Below are 16,700 nucleotides of genomic sequence, written 5' to 3'. Positions count from 1 at the left end.
GCAGGCCTTTTCCAGGTAGCGCCCCGGCCTGGTGTTTGTAAGGCATCCAGATGTGCGCAGGCGGGCTGCGTGTGCTGCGTTTTTGGAAAAGCGATCCTGTCGCAGATCACATCAGTACCTGCCACCGGCCATCATCATGGCGCTGCGATCAAGACTGCGGGCGATGTTGTCGTGCGGCACCCGACTTTGCAAAACACTGCCACTTCACAGTATTTTATTTGGCGGCAAGGAATTTGGCCTTTAGATTCAACGGACTAAATCCACCTGGCAGCCTCCATGAAAGTCGAAAACCATCTCTCTCTAACGCCCACTGATCTCGCCTCAGCCGGGAATATTTCTTCGCAACCAGGAGCAACTGAAAGCAGGAACCGGAATAGTCCGTTCGAGGCTGAACCCGCCCCGTTCAATTTCATCGGCGCGCTGCCGCGCGACATCCTGCACGAAATCCTTAAAAAACTTGATGGGCCTTCGCAAACAGCGCTGTCGTTCACCGACAAGGCAACGCTCGAACTCCATGGGAACATCCTGTCGAGGAAATATGACGGGCTTATCAACGACATCTTCAAAGTGAAGCCGAACAAGCGGCACCAGGATGTCTTTTATGCAATCCACGCGGAGCTTCAGCGCCACAAGATCATCGATCTCACGCCTGCGGATAAAGTTATGATCTGCCGATTCTTCGAGCAGAACGTTTTTGCCGCAACGGCGAAAGAACATGGCACGCTGTGTCAATCCGCGGCTCAGACCGGCTCTGCAATCGTTGCTCGCCATATGATCGCGAGTGTCGAGAGGCACTTCTTCTCTGAGGCATCTCAAGTCAAGGCACAGCAGAGCCTGGATGATTTCACTGCCACCTTTTCCAGGCATGGACTTGCGGATTCACGCAGCATCGTCGAATTTTTGAAATCGGCAAGAACACTGCCGCATCCGGAAGCGTTCACCGCGAAGCTTTACCGCGCTGTTCAGCGCATCAGCGACCGACGTCCGGCCCAAGCCTTGACCAATTTTCTGGCAACGCTAGGACACTGGTTCTCCAGGACGTCACCTGAGGAGTTCATCGGTACGGTTTCATCCAGGGAACTGCTGCATGATCTCAAGATCGTGCGGGATATGCTTCGTGCCGCCACGCCGGTCGCCGCACAATTGGGGAGCCATTCGCTTTCCGAACACCTGTCGGGCACTGAGTACACTGGCGAAAATGCGCTCATCGCGATCCAGCGACAGATTGAGGCAGCAATAGGCCGGGTAGAGGCATACCGCCCGCCTTCGCTCAAGGAAAGAATCAGCAGCGCATTGAAGTCTCGCTTCAAATGAGCCAGCAATTGTAATGGAACGGCGTCGGCGAGCAGTGTGCTGCCACGCCAGACACAGCATTGCACGCTAGCCCTACCCGCACTGCAGGCAAGGACTGGCCGGTCATGACAGCTTGTCAGCGCTCCAGGGCGGAGCGCATGCTCACACGGCCTTCGGCTCCGCCTGACGCAGACGGATATGCAGCTCGCGCAGCTGCTTCTCGTCCACCGCGCTCGGCGCCTGCGTGAGCAGACACTGGGCACGCTGCGTCTTGGGGAAGGCAATGACGTCGCGGATCGAGTCGGCGCCCGCCATCATCGTGACGATGCGATCGAGGCCAAAGGCGATACCGCCGTGCGGCGGCGCGCCATACTGCAGCGCGTCGAGCAGGAAGCCGAACTTGGCGCGCGCTTCCTCATGGTCGATCTTGAGGGCGCGGAATACCTTGCTCTGCACCTCTTCCTGGAAGATCCGCACGGAGCCGCCGCCGATTTCCCAGCCGTTGAGCACCATATCGTAGGCCTTGGCAATGCACTTGCCCGGGTCGGTCTCGAGGTAGTCGAGATGCTCGTCCTTCGGGCTGGTGAACGGGTGATGCATGGCAACCCAGCGGGCGTTTTCCTCGTCGTACTCGAACATCGGGAAGTCGACGACCCACAGCGGATGCCACGCATCGACGAACAGGCCGTGTTCCTTGCTGAAGTCGGAATGGCCGATCTTCAGGCGCAGTGCGCCCATGGCGTCGTTGACGACCTTGGCCTTGTCGGCACCGAAGAACAGGATGTCGCCATCCTGCGCGGCGCTACGCTTGAGGATCTCGGCGATGGCGTTGTCGTGCAGGTTCTTGACGATCGGCGATTGCAGACCATCGCGGCCCTTGGCGACTTCGTTGACCTTGATCCACGCCAGGCCCTTGGCGCCGTAGATGCTGACGAACTGGGTGTAGCTGTCGATTTCGCTGCGGCTGATCTGTGCCCCTTGCGGTACACGCAGGGCCACCACGCGGCCGCCTTCGTCATTGGCCGGACCGGAGAACACCTTGAAGTCGACGTCCTTCATGGCGTCGGTCAGTTCGGTGAATTCGAGCTTGACGCGCAGGTCGGGCTTGTCCGAACCGAAGCGCGCCATGGCTTCGCGGAATTCCATGACCGGGAACTGCTCGGCCAGTTCCACGTTCATGGTGTTCTTGAAGACGGTGCGGATCATGCGCTCGAACAGGTCGCGAATGTCCTGTTCCTTGAGGAACGAGGTTTCGCAATCGATCTGCGTGAATTCGGGCTGGCGGTCAGCGCGCAGGTCTTCGTCGCGGAAGCACTTGGTGATCTGGTAATAGCGGTCGAAGCCGGCCACCATCAGCATCTGTTTGAACAGCTGCGGCGACTGCGGCAGCGCAAAGAACTGGCCGGCATTGACGCGCGACGGCACGAGGTAGTCGCGTGCGCCTTCTGGCGTGCTCTTGGTGAGCATCGGCGTTTCGATGTCGATGAAGCCCTCGGCGTCGAGGAACTTGCGCACTTCCATGGCGACCTTGTAGCGCAGGCGCAGGTTCTGCTGCATCTGCGGACGGCGCAGGTCGAGCACGCGGTGCATCAGGCGCGTGGTTTCGGAGAGATTGTCGTCATCGAGCTGGAACGGCGGGGTCACGGAAGCGTTGAGCACGTTCAGCTCATGGCACAGCACTTCGATCTTGCCGCTGGTCAGGTTAGCGTTGGTGGTGCCTTCCGGGCGCGCACGCACGAGGCCTTTGACCTGGATGCAGAACTCGTTGCGGATGCCTTCGGCAGTCTTGAACATCTCGGCACGGTCCGGATCGCACACCACCTGGACCAGGCCTTCGCGGTCGCGCAGGTCGATGAAGATCACGCCGCCGTGGTCGCGCCGGCGGTGCACCCAGCCGGTCAGGGCCACTGTCTGGCCCATCAGTTCCTCGGTCACCAGACCGCAGTATTGCGTACGCATCGCCATGACTTTTCCTTAGATTTTCTTTCTGGACCCGGCCTCACTGGCCGCGCCCGCTTGCTTTGAATGAATCCTGCCCGCCGTCCCCGGCATCCGCTCCGGCGGCCTGGGCTGCGGCATGGGTTGCGGTCTCCTGGCTGGCCAGATCGGCCGGCGAGACCACCCCCATCGACACGATGTATTTCAGCGCCGTGTCTACGCTCATGTCCAGTTCGATCGTCTCGGCCCGCGGCATCATCAGGAAGAAGCCGGAGGTCGGGTTGGGCGTGGTCGGCACATACACGCTCACATAGTCGCCCTGCAGATGGTTCTGTACATCACCGCCCGGCCGGCCGGTGAGGAAGGCGATGGTCCACGAACCCTGGCGCGGATACTGCACCAGCAGAGCCTTGCGGAAGGCGTTACCGCTACTCGATAGCAGCGTATCCGAAACCTGCTTGACGCTCGAATAGATCGGGCCGACGACCGGGATGTGGCGCAACAGCGCTTCCCACCACGACACCAGCCGCTGGCCGATGAAGTTGTGGGCCAGCATGCCCACCAGCAGGATGAAGATGAGCGTGAGGATCGCGCCCAGACCGGGAATCGACAGGCCGAACAGCCGCACTGGCTGCCATGCTGCCGGCAGCAGGGCCAGGCTCTGGTCCATCGTGCCGATGATCAGGCTCAACACCCACAGCGTGATGGCGAGCGGCATCAGCACCAGCAGGCCGGTGAGAAACCACGTCTTGAGGGCGTTGGATCGAATCATGTGTCAGCTGTATGCCGTGTGCCGCCGCGTCATGTTCAGCTGCCGCTGGAAGCCGCGCCACTGGCCGCAGGCGCAGGTGCGCTGGCGCTTTCCTTGGCCGGGCTGGACGCACTGCCCGCTCCGTCACCGCCGGTACCACCCGTCGTGCCGCCCGCCGTCTGGCTGGCCGGCGCGCTCGCTGCCGCGCCGCTATTGCCACCGCGGAAATCGGTGACGTACCAGCCCGAACCCTTGAGCTGGAAACCGGCAGCCGTCAGCTGTTTCTTGAACGCGCCCGCCGTTCCGCACGACGGACAGTCCGTCAGCTGGGCATCGCTGATCTTCTGCAGAACATCCTTGGCAAAGCCACAGTGGTCGCAACGATAGGCATAAATGGGCATGGAAGCACTCCCAGAATCATCCGCTGCGCCGCCCGTTCCCGAACAGAACCCGCTGACGGCGCAAAGCCTTGAATTATAAACCTTCTTGTGCCCTGCGGCGTGTTTTGTGCCGCGCAGCACGCGGGCGGCCTGACGCAGGCCGATCGGGGGCAACAGACGTATCGGCAGGTACGCCCCACCGGAGCCCGGGACCCAGTCCGCTGCGGGTTGCCGGTGTACGCCACCGCAGGTGGCGAACCGGCTCAGGACAGGTGTACGTGCTTGATCTGCGTGCGATTGGGAATCCACTGCGGCAGCAGCGAGCCAAGCAGCATGCCGCCAAGGCTGAACAGCAAGCCGGCCAGTTGTGGCGGGACGACAGCGTCGGCGAACAGGACCTCGGCCGTCAGCCACGACGTCAGGCCCAGTCCAATGGACAGCAGGCCACCCTGGCGGGTCGCGTGTTTCCAGAACAAGCCGAAGGCCAGCGGCACGAAGGCACCGACCAGCGTGACTTTATAGGCACTTTCCACCATATGGAAGATCGACAGCTCGGAGTTCAACGCAAAGACGGTCACCAGCACCGTCATGGACAGCACCACAAAGCGCATCAGCTTGAGGAAGCGAGCGTCATCGAGCTTCGGCATCATCGGACGGAGGATATTCTCCGCGAAGGTGACGGACGGCGCGAGCAACGTCGCACTGGCGCAGCTCTTGATGGCGGACAGCAGTGCGCCGAAGAACATGATCTGCGCAAACAGCGGCGCATGCTGGAGAACCAGCTGCGGCAGGATGAGCTGCGAATCGGTGTCCTTGTACCTGGCTACCAGTGCGGGATCGATCAGCGTGGCCGAATAGGCCAGGTACATCGGGACGAAGGCAAACATGAAGTACAGCACGCCGCCGGCCACGCTGGCCCAGCCGGCGATCTGTTCAGTACGCGAGGACGAAACGCGCTGGAACACGTCCTGCTGCGGAATCGAACCCAGCATCATGGTGCACAACGCGGCGACGAAGCCAATGATCTTGACCCAGTCGAAGCCGGGCCAGAATTCAAACTTGCCAGCGGCGGCGGCATGCGCCACGACCGTCGACACGCCACCAACCTGGTCGCCCAGCGTATGGCCGATATACAGCAGGCCGCAGACAATGACGATCATCTGGATAAAGTCTGTGATGGCCACGGACCACATGCCGCCATACAGGGTATAGATCAGCACACTGGTCGCACCGAGGATCATCCCGGCCTCCTGCGTGATCGCACCATCCGAAAGTACGAAGAACACCAGCCCGAGCGCCTTGATCTGCGCAGCCACCCAGCCCAGGTACGAAACCACGATGCACAGCGAGATCAGCATCTCGGCCTCGCGCCCGTATTTGTTGTGATAGTAATCGCCGATGGTCAGCAGATTCATGCGGTACAGCGGACGCGCAAAGAACAGGCCCACCAGGATCAGGCACAGCGAGGAGCCGAAGGGATCGGCCACGATGCCCTTCAGGCCTTCGTCCAGGAACACCGCCGGAACGCCGAGCACGGTCTCCGATCCGAACCATGTGGCAAATACCGTGGCGGTCACGATATGAAATGGCAGGCTGCGGCCCGCCAGCGCAAAGTCTGCACTCGTCTTGACGCGCATTGCCGCCCACAGGCCGATACCGATGGAAATGATCCAGTAAGTGATGACAAACCCGAGGAGCATGTGGCTGCCCTTGTGATGTTCGAGAATCGTTCGGAAAGTCCGGCGGCGCCGGGGTGGAAAACAGGCGGAACGGAGCCGCCCCGATCTGCCAAATGGCGCGATTATAACGACAGGCAGACGGTGCCCGGCAATTTCCCTGCGCCTGGTGCGGGCCGGGCGCATGGCCCCCGCCCGGCGGGCGCGATTTCGCTAGATCAGTAGTAGATCCATCCCAGCAGATGGGTCAGGATCATGCCGGCCGCGAGACCGCCCATGAACATCAGCGCGGTGCTCAACATACGGTTGGTCCGGCGCTGCTCCTGCAGCATGGCTGCCAGCAACCGGGGCTCGGTGCCGTCGTCGCGCGACTGGCGCAGTTCGAGCGCCTGATGCACCAGACGCGGAAAATCCGGGAACATCTTGGCCCACTGCGGCGCCTCGACCTTCAGCCGTTCGACGAAGCCACGCCAGCCCACCTGCTCGTACATCCAGCGTTCGAGGTAAGGCTTGGCAGTCTTCCAGAGATCGAGGTCCGGATCGAGCTGGCGGCCCAGGCCTTCCACGTTGAGCAGGGTCTTTTGCAGCAACACGAGCTGCGGCTGGATTTCCACGTTGAAGCGGCGCGAGGTCTGGAACAATCGCATCAACACGATGCCCAGCGAAATCTCGCGCAGCGGCCTGTCGAAGAACGGTTCGCAGCAGGCGCGGATCGCACCTTCGAGTTCCTCGACGCGAGTCTGTTGCGGCACCCAGCCCGACTCTACGTGCAGCACCGCCACGCGGTGGTAATCGCGCCGGAAGAAGGCGATGAAGTTCTGCGCCAGATAGTTCTTGTCGAATTCGGAGAGTGCGCCGACGATGCCAAAGTCGAGGGCAATATAGCGGCCGAAGGTTTCCGGCGCGACGCTCACCAGGATGTTGCCGGGGTGCATGTCGGCGTGGAAGAAGCCGTCGCGGAATACCTGTGTGAAGAAGATGGTAACGCCCGCCGTCGCCAGTTCGTGGAGGTCGACGCCGGCGCGACGCAGTTCGTCGATGCGCGAGATGGGAATGCCGTGCATGCGCTCCATCACGAACACCTCGCTGGCGCACCAGTCCCAGTACACCTCCGGCACCAGCAGCAGCTCGCTGTCGGCAAAGTTGCGGCGCAGCTGGCTGGCGTTGGCGGCCTCGCGCATCAGGTCGAGCTCGTCGTGCAGGTACTTGTCGAACTCGGCCACGACCTCGCGCGGCTTGAGGCGCTTGCCGTCGGCCCAGAGTTTTTCGATCCAGCCCGCCACATCGCGCATCAGCGCCAGGTCGCTGTCGATCACCGGCAACATGCCGGGGCGCAGCACCTTCACCGCGACTTCCTTGCCATGGTGCGGACCGCCACGCAACGTCGCGAAGTGGACCTGCGCCACGGAGGCGCTGGCGACCGGCACCTGCTCGAAGGTTTCGAACAGGTCCATCAGCGGCCGTCCCAGCGAACGTTCGATGATGCGCACGGCCACGGCGGAATCGAACGGCGGCACGCGGTCCTGCAGCTTGGCGAGTTCGTCGGCGATATCCGCCGGCATCAGGTCGCGCCGGGTCGACAGGACCTGCCCAAATTTCACGAAGATCGGACCGAGGCGCTCCAGCGCCAGGCGCAGGCGCTCCCCGCGCGGCTGGTCAAGCTTGCGCCCGAAGGACAGCACGCGCAGCAGGAACTGCATGCGGCGGCTCTTGAAGCCGGAGAGCGCAAGCTGGTCGAGCCCGTAATAGAGCACGACGAACAGGATCTTGCCGAGACGCAGAAAACGGGTCATGCCGATCCACTCTGAGAAGAAATAGGAGAACGTCCAACCGGTCCGGTCCGCTCGAGGCGCTCCAGCCGTTTTTCGAAACGCGCGAGGGCGTTGCGCAAGTCGGTCACATCGCTGCTCAGCCGCTCCAGTTCCGCCGGGCGCACCAGCGTGGGCCGTTCGTCAGTGAGGTATTCGACGACGCTGTCACGCAGGCCGCGCAGCGTCTGCAAGGCATGTCCATGCAGGCGCACCGCACCCGACACCATGCGCTGCGCGGCGACATCGCCAACCACGCGCGACAGATCCTCGGCCACTTCCCAGCGCAGATGCCGCACCAGTTGCGACACCGTATTGGCCAGCTCGGCGTCGCCTTCCAGCCGCACGTGCTTCATCACGCCAGCCTGACCGGCGTTGGCGTAGTCCGCCGCCATGGCTGGCATGGCGGACAGCGGCACGGCCACGGTTACTGCTGCCTCGGCATCCGGCGGCGCCCGCGACACCTGGCCGTCCGACATGATCAGCAGATTGATCTGCAACGGCGCGAGATCGAAGCGTACGGTGCGGCCGGCAAAACCGCGCAGGCTGTTGGCGGCCCACGGCTCCTGCGACAGCAGGTGGTTCAGCGCGGCCGCGAGCAACCCGCCGGCCCGTGCGTCCAGTCCCGCACCGGATGCGGCCGCTGGATCAGGAGCGCTCGAAGCAGCGGAAGAAGAGGCGGAAGCAAACGCGGTCATCTCGGCACAATCCCGGCACACATGGGCAAAATACGCAACTTCCACGGAAGCGACGGACGGATCCGGCACCCTCCATGGCCCAACAAAAAAAGGCCCGCACTTCTGCGGGCCTCCATTCTAAAGCCATTACCAGGTCACGAACGCATCACGTCGTTCCGATGCGCCCACGCCAGGGCAGCAATCAGTTCACCTGCTGGATCCCGGCCAGCACCCAGCCGCCTTCGCCACGGGCCGGCTTGCTGAGGTTCCACACCTCGTTGAACGGCTCGGCGGCTGCGCCGGTGTTCTCGCGGATCATGCCCGAGAAGCGCACGCTGGCCAGATAGGTGTCAGCCTGGTTCTCGATACCAAGCAGCTCGGCATCGAGCGTCACCACGTCGGTCTGATTGGCCGTCTGGCCGCGCTCGGCCAGGTCCATCTTGATCTCGGCGAACATTTCCGGAGTGGTGAACTCGCGGATGTCATTCAGGTTGCCGGCATCCCAGCTGGCCTGCAGACGGACGAAATATACCTTGGCATTGCGCAGGAAGGCATCGGTATCAAAGTCAGCCGGTACGCCCCAGGCCTGTTGTGCAGCCGGAGCGGCCGTCGCAACGGTTGCGGACGGCTGGAAGGCAGCCGGCTGCTGCGGACGCTGGTCGGCAAACGGGTTGGACTGCGGCTCGGCCTGGCGCGCCATGCCGGCGTAGGCCGGTTCCTGGCGACGGGCATTGGCACCACTGCCGCCACGCAGCTTGCGGATCAGCCAGATCACCGCAAAGGCGATCAGCGCGATGATGATGGCATTGGCCAGGAATTGCGCGGCCGCACCGGCCAGGCCGAACTGCGACAGCAACCATGCGATACCGAGGCCGGCGGCCAGGCCGCCGAGGATCCCGCCCATGCCGCCCATGAAACCGCGGCGCTGCGTGGCAGCGGCCGTGCCGGCGGCGCCCGCGGTCGGCGCGGCGGCCTGCTGCGTACCTTGCTGGGTCTGCTGCGTCTGGGTCGGCGCCTGCTGGCGCTGCTGCTGTTGCTGGGTCACGCTCGACGACTGCTTGCCCATGCTACGCGAACCGCCCATGCGCTTGGCATCAGCCTCAAACGCCATACCCAGCGCCAGTGCGCCAATCATCGACCCGACCAGGAATTTCCCACGCAAAAATGAAAACATGTACGTTGCTCCAGTGTTTTAGTATTTCCTGCCGGTATGCAAGGCAACGACGCCTGCCGACAAGTTGAAGTATTCGACAGACTCGAGTCCCGCCTGTTCCATCATTTTTGCAAGTTCCTGCTGACCGGGGTGCATGCGGATCGACTCGGCCAGGTAGCGGTAGCTGTCGGCATCGCCAGCCACCTTGCTGCCCAGCCACGGCAAGACCTTGAAGGAATACACGTCGTAGGCCTTCTCCAGTGGTTTCCACACCTTGGAGAACTCCAGCACCATGACCTTGCCGCCCGGCTTGACCACGCGGTGCATTTCCTTGAGTGCGGCGTCCTTGTGCGTCATGTTGCGCAGGCCGAAGGCCACCGTCACCACGTCGAAATGGTTGTCGGGAAATGGAATGTGCTCGGCATCGCACAGGCACACCGGGGTCAGCACGCCTTTGTTCAGCAGCCGATCGCGGCCAACGCGCAGCATCGATTCGTTGATGTCCGTCAGCCAGACCTCGCCGGTCGGGCCGGCCTGGCGCGCGAATGCCTTGGCGAGGTCACCCGTACCGCCGGCAATGTCGAGGACCTTGAAGCCGGGCCGGATGCCGGCCTGGGCGATGGTGAAGGTCTTCCACAGGCGGTGCAGGCCGGCCGACATCAGGTCGTTCATGACGTCGTAGTTGCTGGCCACCGAATGGAACACGCCGGCGACCTTGCCGGCCTTGTCTTTTTCCTCGACCTTCTCGAAGCCGAAATGGGTTTCGCTCATGCCACGCCTCGTTCAGTGGTGACCGCAGCCACCATGCGCGGCGCCAGCCGCCGCCATCGGCGTGTCACGGTCGACGCCGGCCTCGGCCAGCCGGTCGAGGTAGGCCTGCCACAGCGTGTCCTGCTCCGCGCCGAGGCGATAGAGGTAATCCCACGAATAAATGCCGGATTCGTGCCCATCCGAGAACACCGGCTGGATCGCGTAGTTGCCCACCGGTTGCACCTGCGTGATGGTCACGTCGCGCTTGCCCGTCTGCAGGACTTCCTGCCCGGGGCCATGGCCCATCACTTCCGCCGAGGGGGAATACACCCGCAGCAATTCGAACGGCAGCCGCCACTGCGCGCCATCGTCAAAGCCGATTTCGAGCACGCGCGACTGGGAATGCACGGTGATCGACACCGGCCGGGGGAGATTTTTTTCGAGTCCTGCCATCAGATTGGATCCCTGCTCATGATTCTTGCGCCGGCGTCACCGCATCTGTTGCCCTGCTCCGTCCTGCCCTTCCGGGCCCGGATCGGCTGCGGGATTCGCTGCAATAACGCTTGCCTGAACCCTGTAGCTTACCGCACCCACCCCGCCTTGTCCGGTTTTTCCGGCCATACCGGCCGGTGCAACCGGGCGGTACAACAGGCGGTGCGTATGGAAACGCGCCACCGTGCTGCGGTGGGCAATGCTGACCAGCGCCACGCCAGGCAACCGCTCCAGCACCAGTGTGTACATCGCGGCCTCGGTCTCCTCGTCGAGTGCGCTCGTGGCCTCGTCGAGGAACAGATAAGCGGGCTCTTGCAGCACGGCACGCGCAAAGGCGATGCGCTGCTGTTCACCGGGCGAGAGGCGCAACGACCAGTTGTCGAAGGTATCGAGCACGTCGGCCAGATGCGCCAGGCGACAGGCGGTGAGCACCTCTTCGAGCCGTGCACGCGGATGCGCGGCCGCGCCATCGGGATAGCACAGCACCTCCGCCAGCGTGCCGACCGGCAGGTAACTGCGCTGCGGCAGGAACATCGGCCGCGTCGCCTCGGGCACGGTGATGTCGCCGGCGCCGTAGGGCCAGATGCCTGCCATGGCGCGGAACAGCACGCTCTTACCGCACCCCGACGGTCCGCTCACGAACCAGCGCTCGCCCGGCGCGATGCGCAGATCGAATGGCTCGGTCAGCGGCTGGTCGAGCGGACGGCCCGGCACGTTGAGCGCCAAGCCATGTGCCGCGATCTCCGGCGCGGACGCGGACCGGACGGCAATCTGGTGCACTCCGTCGCGCTGCGCGGCATCGCGTTCGGCCGATTCCATCGCATGGCGGAATTCGATCAGACGGTTGGCCGCTGCCTTCCATCCCACCAGTTCGCCATAGCTATCGACGAACCAGGAAAGCGCGCCCTGCACCTGCCCGAACGCCGACGAGACCTGCATCAGGCCACCCAGCGTCATCTGTCCGCTGAAGTAGCGCGGCGCGGCCACCAGGATCGGAAAGATGATGGCAAATTGCCCATACCCCGAGCGCACGAATGTCAGGCGTCGCGTGTAGTCCATTAATTGCGCCCAGTTGGCGCGGATGCGGCCGAAGCGCCCGGTCAACGCCGCCTGCTCGACCGGCTCGCCACGGTACAGTGCGACCGGCTCGGCATTCTCGCGCAGGCGCACGAGCATGAAACGGAAATCCGCCTCGTAACGCTCCTGCTGGAAGTTGAGACCAATCAACGGACGACCGACAAAGTGCATGATGAGCGACCCGATTACCGCGTAGGCCACCGCGAACCACACCATATAGCCGGGGATCGTGATCTCCGTGCCGAACAGCGCAAACGACACCGGACCCGATACCACCCACAGCAGTCCCACGAAGGACAGCAGCGTCACCACGGAACTGAGCAGGCCGAGCCCGAGCGACAATGCGCTGTCGGTAAACACGCGCAGGTCGTCGGCGATGCGTTGGTCGGGGTTATCGGTGGCACGCGTCTGCTCGATCCTGTAGAACGCCTGATGCGCCATCCAGCGGTCGAGGAACTGCTCCGTCATCCACGTGCGCCAGCGCATCTGCAGCATCATCGTGTAGTACAGCTTGAAGATCGAGGCAATGATGATGGCCGCGGCGATCCAGCAGAAGCGCCACAGCTGTGTGCGGAATTCGGCGAAGTCGCGTTGCTCCAGCGCGTTGTAGAACAGCCGGTTCCAGTCGGTGAACACCACGTTCAGATACACCAGTCCCAGGCTCAGCGCCACGATCACCAGCAGTAGCCCCCAGCCGCCCTTGCTGGCCGACGACACCCAGTACGGCTTGAGCAAGGCCCATGTTTCGCGCGGCCGCAACCGGCTGATGGTGGCGAGCTCGGAAGCCGGCGTCACCGGCAGCGGTACGGGCGGTTCAAGCGTGGGGGCAGCGGAACGCGAGGACATGGCGGGCACCGGAGAATCACGATGGACGCAACGATATCACCATCGCGTGTGGCTGATGCCACACATCACGCATGAATCCGCTTTTCGGACACCGAAGTCATCTGTTAATATGCGAATAGTTCTCATTACCAATCTCATTCCACTCTGGCGGCACGGGTGCCCGCCAACGGCCATGACTCCGCAGATCCTTACCGACGGCGCGTTCCGCGCCTTCTACCGCGAACACAATCCCTGGCTGCAAGGCTGGTTGCGGCGTCGCCTCGGCTGCACGGAACAGGCGGCGGATCTCGCCCAAGATACGTATCTGCAATACCTGACCTCGCAGCCCACAGAACCGATCATCGAACCGCGCGCCTACCTCACCACCCTCGCCAAGCGCGTGCTGTTCAATTTCTGGCGGCGGCGCGACCTGGAGCACAGCTATCTCGAAGCGCTGTCGGCATCGCCTGCGCAATACGTCCCATCGGAGGAGGAGCGGGCGCTGATCATCGACACGCTGACCACCATCGACCACGCGCTGCGCGGCGTCCCGCCGCTGGCCAAGCAGGCGTTCCTCCTCAGCCAGCTGTATGAGATGCCGTACCACGCCATCGCCGACCAGCTCGGCATTTCCGTCATGACCGTGCGGCGCTACATGAAGCAGGCGCTCACGGCCTGCTGCCTCGCCATCCACTGAGCATGGAGCGCGCGTCCGCCGCAGCTAGTGCTCTTTCATCGCCGGCCGAGCGTGCGCTAGGCGAGGCCATCGACTGGATGGTGCTGCTGCGTTCGGGCGAGGTCAGTCCCGACGAACGGGCAGCCTTCGAGCAATGGCTCGCGGCGGAGGATGAACATCGCACCGCCTGGGCCCATGTGTCCGGCCGGCTCGACGACGCTTTCCAGCCGCTGCGCGCCAGCGAGGCGCACGCCAGCGCCGCGCATCATGTCCTGCTGCAGCCCGAGGCCAAACGCGCGCCGACACGGCGGCGCGGCCGCACCGGCCTGCTGGCCATCGCCACCCTGCTGTGCAGCGCATGGCTGGCCGAGCAATACACGCCACTGCTCGACCTGACGGCCGACCTGCATACCGCCACCGGCGAGCAACGGGTCTTCGCCCTGCCCGATGGCAGCACCGTCACCCTCGGCGCACGCTCCGCCGCCGACATCATGTTCGATGGCCAGGAGCGCCGCGTGCGCCTGCGCGCCGGCGAACTGATCGCCACGGTCGTGCCCGACACCGCGCATCCCTTCGTCGTGGAAACCCATGAAGGCCAGGTACGCGTGCGCGGCACGGGGGTCGTCGTCCGGCAGGAAGCGGACCGCAGCTTTGCCCACGCGCTGGACGAAGGCGCCACGGTCACCACGCGCCAGGGCGAACGCGCGGTGCTGCACCAGGGCGAAGCCACCTACTTCCAGCAACTGCACGTCGCCCAGCCGCGTCCGCGCCCCGCTGAACCCAAACGCCCCAGCAGCCCCCTGCCCGTCAAAAACTTCTCATGAGGTGAACACTTTTCGCGAGCTCATTGCACAAGCTATCCGAAGCCCTTTCGAAAAAGAACCAAGGATTAGCTCATGTCTCGTCGAAACACCCCGCGCGAAGGCGCGGCCTTCAAAGTGCAACCGACCCTGTTCGCCGCTGCCACGGCACTGGTCTTCGGCGCCGCCCACGCGCAGACTGCTGCCCCCGCTCAGGCAGCAACCAGCCAGGCCGCTACAACCCTGCCGGAAGTGCAGGTCCGCGCCCCTGGTGACACTCCCTACCAGACCTCGCGCGCGTCTTCGCCCAAGTTTACGGCGCCGCTGCTCGACACGCCCAAGACGGTCACGGTCATTCCACAGGAAATCATCGAGGAACGCGGCGCTGCCTCGCTCACCGATATCCTGCGCACCGTCCCGGGTGTGACATTGGGTTCAGGCGAAGGTGGTACGCCGGTCGGTGACCGGCCGTTCATCCGCGGCTATGAAGCCAGTACCGACATCATGATCGACGGCATGCGGGATGTGGGTCGGTTCACCCATGAGGCATTCAACCTCGAGTCCGTGGAAATCGTCAAAGGCCCGGGCTCGGCCTACAGTGGGCGCGGCGCCACGGGCGGCTCCATCAACCTGGTGACCAAGACACCGAAGGCCGAGACCTTCGCCGCCGGTTCCGTCGGCGTGGGCACCGACAATGCCTTCCGCACCACCGTCGATGGCAACTGGGCCGGCGAGAACGCCGCCTTCCGCCTGAACGCCATGGCCCACAAGGCCGATGTCGCCGGCCGCAATGGTCCCGATGTCGAACGCTGGGGCATCGCGCCATCACTGACGCTCGGCCTGAACGGGCCGACGCGCGCCACGCTCAGCTACTACGCGCTGCGCTCCGACGAAACACCGGATCTCGGCCATCCATTCGATACGATCAACAACACCGGCCGGCCGGTCGTGGTGAACGGCGAGAATTTCTATGGCTCGACCACGCGGGACTTCCGCAAGAATGAGGCCGACCTCGCCACCGTCGAAATCGAGCACAGCTTCAGCCAGGGCCTGAAACTGCGCAACATCACGCGCTACGGTTCAACGCTGAACCAGTACGTGATGACACGCCCGACCATCCACGTGCCGACCGGCATGGTGAACCGCGATGCCCGCACCCGCAACTCGGTGACCACCTCGCTGATCAACCAGACAGACTTGAGCGGCAGCTTCACCACCGGCACGATCCGCCATAGCTTCGCCGCCGGCGTCGAATTCAGCCGCGAGGAGATCAAGACCGGCACGGCGGCCGCTGGCGCGATTCCACGCGTCGACCTGCAGAACCCGGATCCGAACGGCCCATACACCGGCGTCACCAGTTTCGGCCCGCGCAACACGCTGGCCAACCGCACCAAGACGCGCGCCCTCTATGCCACCGACACCATGCACCTGTCGGACAAGTGGGATGTTAATGTCGGCCTGCGCCTCGATGACTACAACGTCACCAACGGTACGCTCACCAACGACTCGACCATCTTCAACTACCAGGCGGGCGTGGTCTACAAACCCGCGCCGAACGGCAGCGTCTACCTGACCTACAGCACCTCCTCCAACCCGTCGGGCGAAACGCTCGGCCAGTCGGGCGGCGCGGATGGCGCAGCCGGCGGTGGCCTGTCGGCGGGCAACGCCAACCTCGATCCGGAACGCAACCGCAGCATCGAACTCGGTACCAAGTGGGATGTGCTCGACGAACAGCTCTCGCTGACTGCCGCCGTGTTCCGCACCGAGAAGAAAAACCAGCGCGCCGAAAACGCACTCGGCGACATCGAACTGATTGGCAAGAGCCGCGCCACCGGCATCGAACTCGGCTTCTCCGGGCAGGTGACGCCGCAGTGGGGCGTGTTTGGCGGCTATACCTACCTGAACCCGAAACTGCTGGCCGACGGCGCCGGCGGCAATGCCGGCAAGCAGCTCAAGTATGTCGCCAAGCAAAGCTTCAGCCTGTGGACCACGTACAAGATCACGCCAGCCTTTACCATTGGCGGCGGCGCGTTCTACATGTCCAACCGCTTCGCCAACGATGCCAACACGCTGGTGCTGCCGTCGTACTGGCGCTTCGATGCGATGGCCAGCTACCGCTTCAACAAGCACTTCGACGTGCGCCTGAACGTCAACAACCTGGCCGACAAGACCATCTACGACGGCTCGCACGTCGGCCTGTTCGCCAACGTCGCGCCGGGACGCTCGGCCATGCTGACGGCCAACTGGAAATTCTGATCAGGCTGGATCGGCAACCGGAAACCGGGCTGCGGCCCGGTTCTTTTTATCGGTGCGGCCAACCCGCCACGGACGCACCGCCGCCCTGCACGCGCGATTGGATCGATATTCCGGACAATCCATCCAGGAGAAGCCGGTTTATCGCGCG

At 63.6% G+C, this 16,700-nt stretch carries 14 protein-coding genes; 4 read left to right on the top strand and 10 right to left on the bottom strand.

The genetic code is table 11. From position 1 onward, the window contains the following. Positions 1 to 276 precede the first annotated feature (276 nt). Positions 277 to 1,314: a hypothetical protein gene (locus ACQ3C8_RS02125; RefSeq protein WP_428852293.1), complete on the top strand. Its 1,038-nt coding sequence runs from the start codon at positions 277 to 279 to the stop codon at positions 1,312 to 1,314. 141 nt (positions 1,315 to 1,455) lie between these two features. Here ACQ3C8_RS02125 and aspS read toward each other — a convergent pair whose 3' ends face one another. From aspS to ACQ3C8_RS02075, 10 genes are all read right to left on the bottom strand, one after another. Further along, complete coding sequence (aspS, locus tag ACQ3C8_RS02120) at positions 1,456 to 3,258, bottom strand: aspartate--tRNA ligase (RefSeq protein ID WP_428852292.1); 1,803 nt, start codon at positions 3,256 to 3,258, stop codon at positions 1,456 to 1,458. Between the two features lie 34 nt (positions 3,259 to 3,292). Continuing rightward, entirely contained in the window at positions 3,293 to 4,003 is a 711-nt protein-coding gene (locus ACQ3C8_RS02115; protein ID WP_428852291.1) for a DUF502 domain-containing protein, read from the bottom strand. 35 nt (positions 4,004 to 4,038) lie between these two features. Further along, the gene (locus ACQ3C8_RS02110; RefSeq protein WP_428852290.1) at positions 4,039 to 4,383 is read right to left on the bottom strand and encodes an FmdB family zinc ribbon protein; all 345 of its coding nucleotides are present in this window, start codon (positions 4,381 to 4,383) and stop codon (positions 4,039 to 4,041) included. A 242-nt stretch (positions 4,384 to 4,625) separates the two neighbouring features. Then, positions 4,626 to 6,062: a sodium:solute symporter family protein gene (locus ACQ3C8_RS02105; RefSeq protein WP_428852289.1), complete on the bottom strand. Its 1,437-nt coding sequence runs from the start codon at positions 6,060 to 6,062 to the stop codon at positions 4,626 to 4,628. A 194-nt stretch (positions 6,063 to 6,256) separates the two neighbouring features. Next, a complete protein-coding gene (gene ubiB, locus ACQ3C8_RS02100) occupies positions 6,257 to 7,831 on the bottom strand; it encodes a ubiquinone biosynthesis regulatory protein kinase UbiB (RefSeq protein WP_428852288.1) in 1,575 nt (524 codons plus the stop codon). Then, complete coding sequence (locus tag ACQ3C8_RS02095; protein ID WP_428852287.1) at positions 7,828 to 8,544, bottom strand: ubiquinone biosynthesis accessory factor UbiJ; 717 nt, start codon at positions 8,542 to 8,544, stop codon at positions 7,828 to 7,830. The genes ubiB and ACQ3C8_RS02095 overlap by 4 nt, the downstream gene beginning before the upstream one ends. 181 nt (positions 8,545 to 8,725) lie before the next feature. Further along, entirely contained in the window at positions 8,726 to 9,697 is a 972-nt protein-coding gene (locus ACQ3C8_RS02090; RefSeq protein ID WP_428852286.1) for a Tim44 domain-containing protein, read from the bottom strand. 18 nt (positions 9,698 to 9,715) lie between these two features. Next, positions 9,716 to 10,447: a bifunctional demethylmenaquinone methyltransferase/2-methoxy-6-polyprenyl-1,4-benzoquinol methylase UbiE gene (gene ubiE / locus ACQ3C8_RS02085; RefSeq protein ID WP_009522969.1), complete on the bottom strand. Its 732-nt coding sequence runs from the start codon at positions 10,445 to 10,447 to the stop codon at positions 9,716 to 9,718. Between the two features lie 12 nt (positions 10,448 to 10,459). Then, positions 10,460 to 10,879, bottom strand: a complete 420-nt coding sequence (locus tag ACQ3C8_RS02080) for a gamma-butyrobetaine hydroxylase-like domain-containing protein (RefSeq protein ID WP_009522968.1) — start codon at positions 10,877 to 10,879, stop codon at positions 10,460 to 10,462. 36 nt (positions 10,880 to 10,915) lie between these two features. Continuing rightward, entirely contained in the window at positions 10,916 to 12,841 is a 1,926-nt protein-coding gene (locus ACQ3C8_RS02075; protein WP_428852285.1) for an ABC transporter ATP-binding protein/permease, read from the bottom strand. Between the two features lie 172 nt (positions 12,842 to 13,013). On the opposite strand from ACQ3C8_RS02075, the gene ACQ3C8_RS02070 reads away from it, so the two are divergent. From ACQ3C8_RS02070 to ACQ3C8_RS02060, 3 genes are all read left to right on the top strand, one after another. Continuing rightward, a complete protein-coding gene (locus ACQ3C8_RS02070) occupies positions 13,014 to 13,517 on the top strand; it encodes a sigma-70 family RNA polymerase sigma factor (protein WP_428852284.1) in 504 nt (167 codons plus the stop codon). A gap of 2 nt (positions 13,518 to 13,519) precedes the next feature. After that, positions 13,520 to 14,320 carry a FecR family protein gene (locus tag ACQ3C8_RS02065; protein ID WP_428852283.1) on the top strand — a complete coding sequence of 267 codons (801 nt, stop codon included), beginning with the start codon at positions 13,520 to 13,522 and terminating at the stop codon, positions 14,318 to 14,320. Positions 14,321 to 14,392: 72 nt separating this feature from the next. Next, on the top strand, positions 14,393 to 16,552 hold the full coding sequence (locus ACQ3C8_RS02060) for a TonB-dependent receptor (RefSeq protein ID WP_428852282.1): 2,160 nt from the start codon (positions 14,393 to 14,395) through the stop codon (positions 16,550 to 16,552). The last annotated feature ends 148 nt before the right edge of the window (positions 16,553 to 16,700 follow it).

The sequence above is a fragment of the Imbroritus primus genome (genome assembly GCF_964332355.1).
Lineage (GTDB): Bacteria > Pseudomonadota > Gammaproteobacteria > Burkholderiales > Burkholderiaceae > Imbroritus > Imbroritus primus.
Note: the sequence above shows the minus strand (reverse complement) of the source record. Positions and strands in the feature narration are given on the sequence as shown.

Excerpts from the sequence above, each read along its gene's own strand:
- ACQ3C8_RS02125 (WP_428852293.1), top strand. The coding sequence starts at position 277 with ATGAAAGTCGAAAACCATCTCTCTCTAACGCCCACTGATCTCGCCTCA.
- aspS (WP_428852292.1), bottom strand. The coding sequence starts at position 3,258 with ATGGCGATGCGTACGCAATACTGCGGTCTGGTGACCGAGGAACTGATG.
- ACQ3C8_RS02115 (WP_428852291.1), bottom strand. The coding sequence starts at position 4,003 with ATGATTCGATCCAACGCCCTCAAGACGTGGTTTCTCACCGGCCTGCTG.
- ACQ3C8_RS02110 (WP_428852290.1), bottom strand. The coding sequence starts at position 4,383 with ATGCCCATTTATGCCTATCGTTGCGACCACTGTGGCTTTGCCAAGGAT.
- ACQ3C8_RS02105 (WP_428852289.1), bottom strand. The coding sequence starts at position 6,062 with ATGCTCCTCGGGTTTGTCATCACTTACTGGATCATTTCCATCGGTATC.
- ubiB (WP_428852288.1), bottom strand. The coding sequence starts at position 7,831 with ATGACCCGTTTTCTGCGTCTCGGCAAGATCCTGTTCGTCGTGCTCTAT.
- ACQ3C8_RS02095 (WP_428852287.1), bottom strand. The coding sequence starts at position 8,544 with ATGACCGCGTTTGCTTCCGCCTCTTCTTCCGCTGCTTCGAGCGCTCCT.
- ACQ3C8_RS02090 (WP_428852286.1), bottom strand. The coding sequence starts at position 9,697 with ATGTTTTCATTTTTGCGTGGGAAATTCCTGGTCGGGTCGATGATTGGC.
- ubiE (WP_009522969.1), bottom strand. The coding sequence starts at position 10,447 with ATGAGCGAAACCCATTTCGGCTTCGAGAAGGTCGAGGAAAAAGACAAG.
- ACQ3C8_RS02080 (WP_009522968.1), bottom strand. The coding sequence starts at position 10,879 with ATGGCAGGACTCGAAAAAAATCTCCCCCGGCCGGTGTCGATCACCGTG.
- ACQ3C8_RS02075 (WP_428852285.1), bottom strand. The coding sequence starts at position 12,841 with ATGTCCTCGCGTTCCGCTGCCCCCACGCTTGAACCGCCCGTACCGCTG.
- ACQ3C8_RS02070 (WP_428852284.1), top strand. The coding sequence starts at position 13,014 with ATGACTCCGCAGATCCTTACCGACGGCGCGTTCCGCGCCTTCTACCGC.
- ACQ3C8_RS02065 (WP_428852283.1), top strand. The coding sequence starts at position 13,520 with ATGGAGCGCGCGTCCGCCGCAGCTAGTGCTCTTTCATCGCCGGCCGAG.
- ACQ3C8_RS02060 (WP_428852282.1), top strand. The coding sequence starts at position 14,393 with ATGTCTCGTCGAAACACCCCGCGCGAAGGCGCGGCCTTCAAAGTGCAA.